This is a genomic window from Sphingomonas sp. FUKUSWIS1, assembly GCF_000733135.1.
GTDB classification, from domain to species: domain Bacteria; phylum Pseudomonadota; class Alphaproteobacteria; order Sphingomonadales; family Sphingomonadaceae; genus Sphingomonas; species Sphingomonas aerolata.
In genome coordinates, this window is the sequence record NZ_JPJC01000015.1 from 1 (window position 1) to 2,102 (window position 2,102).

The window sequence follows — 2,102 nt, forward strand, 5'->3', positions numbered from 1 at the left end:
AGCGTATCGAGGGCAGAGGCCGGTCCCCCACAGGGGGCCGGCCTCGTGTTCGTCCGGAGCCGCGCACCGCGCGGAACCGGACCGGCCGGCGGGTGGCGCCCGCGCCAACCCGGCCGACAGCTTTGCCGACGGCAGGCCCGGCCTGAGCCCTCACCCCTTCGTCATCCCGACGAAAGTCGGGACCCAGGGTACCACCCGCAACGCCCGTGACCCTGGGTCCTGACTTTCGTCAGGATGACGGCTAATTTTTTGGCAGCGGTGATCGACACCCCAACCCCGTCATCCTGACGAAAGTCAGGATCCAGAGCCCAGGCCACCGTCCGCCGCCAAACTCACGCCGCCGGCAAAGCCGTCGGCCGGACCGGTTCCACCCGTCCGCCGGCCGTGCCGGTTTTGGCCCGGCTGCCGCGCAGCCGGGCCAAAACCGTCAATACATATGCTGCCCGCCATTGATGCTCAGCGTCGAGCCGGTCACGAACCCGCCCTCTTCCGAGCACAAAAACACCACCCCGCGCGCAATCTCGCTCGCCTGGCCCAGCCGCCCGACCGGGATCTTCGCGACGATCTTCTCGAGCACGTCGGCCGGCACCGCCGCGACCATGTCCGTATCGATATAGCCCGGCGCGATCGCGTTGACCGTCACCCCGGCCCGCGCGCCCTCCTGCGCCAGCGCCTTGGTGAAGCCGTGGATGCCCGATTTCGCCGCGGCGTAATTGACCTGGCCATATTGCCCGGCCTGCCCGTTGATCGAGCCGATATTGACGATCCGCCCCCATTTGCGCGTCCGCATCCCCGGGAACACCGCCTTGGCCATGTTGAAGCAGCCGCCCAGATTGGTGTCGATCACCGCTTTCCAGTCGTCATAGCTCAGCTTCAGGATCGTGCCGTCGCGCGTGATGCCCGCATTGTTCACGACGATGTCGACATCGCCCAGATCGGCCGCGACCTTCGCACAGCCTGCCTGGCACGCGTCGTAATCCGCGACATCCCATTGATAGACCGCGATTCCCGTCCGCGCGGCAAACGCCTCGGCGCGTTCGGCATTGCCCGCATAGGTCGCCGCCACGGTCAGCCCGGTCTTCTGCAGCGCAAGGCTGATCGCCTCGCCTATGCCACGCGTTCCCCCGGTTACGATCGCGACGCGTGCCATGCCTTCTCTCCCGCCATACGTGTTTTACCGGAGGCTAACCGCGGCGCGTCCAACCTTCAAGCTCGCGTGCAAGCAGCCGCTCGAGCATCGCGATCCCGGCGGGGCCGTCGTTCAGGCACGGCAGATAGGCAAAGTCCTTGCCGCCCGCCTCCTCGAAGCTCTCGCGCCCACGAATCGACAATTCCTCGAGCGTTTCCAGACAGTCCGCCGAAAAGCCGGGCGCAAAGATCGCGACCTTGGTCTTCCCCGCCTTGGCCAGTTCGACCAGCGTCTCGTCGGTCGCGGGCCCGAGCCATTTCTGCGGCCCGAAGCGCGACTGGAACGCGACCGTCAGCTCGCGCCCCATCGCCGCGCTCAGCAGCCGCGCGGTCTTCTGGCAGTGGCAATGATAGGGATCGCCCATCTCCAGCGTGCGCTTGGGCATGCCGTGAAAGCTCGCGACGATCGCATCGGGCACGAAATCGAGCGCGGCGAGCGACGTCTCGAGATCGGTCTTCAGCGCGTCGATATACAAGGGATCGTCATAATAAGGCGGCAGCGTGCGCAGCGCGGGCTGCCAGCGCAGCCCCGCCAGATGCGCAAACGCCTTGTCGTTCGCGGTCGCGGTCGTCGCCGCGCAATATTGCGGATAGAGCGGCGCGAGCAGGATCCGCTCGCAGCCCGCCGCCTGCATCGCGCTCAGCCGCTCGGCGATCGCCGGCCGGCCATAGCGCATCGCCCAGTCGACCATCACCTCGGGGCCGAACGAATCCTTCACCGCCGCCGCCTGCAACCGCGTGATCGCGGCGAGCGGCGAACCGTCCTCGCGCCACACCTGGCTGTACGCATGCGCCGATTTCTTCGGCCGCGTGTTCAGGATGATGCCGCGCAGGATCGGCTGCCACGCGATCGCCGGGATCTCGACGACGCGGCGATCCGACAGGAATTCGCCGAGATAGCGTTTGACCGATCG

The 2,102-nt window shown here is 67.1% G+C and carries 2 protein-coding genes; both read right to left on the reverse strand.

The genetic code is table 11. The annotated features are described in order from the left end of the window. Nucleotides 1-427 precede the first annotated feature (427 nt). Nucleotides 428-1,150 (reverse strand): acetoacetyl-CoA reductase, encoded by a 723-nt coding sequence (gene phbB / locus sphsw_RS01610; protein WP_031439092.1) that lies wholly within the window; start codon nucleotides 1,148-1,150, stop codon nucleotides 428-430. 34 nt (nucleotides 1,151-1,184) lie between these two features. Further along, a partial coding sequence (gene hemH, locus sphsw_RS01615; protein WP_031439093.1) for a ferrochelatase occupies nucleotides 1,185-2,102 on the reverse strand: 918 nt, incomplete at its 5' end.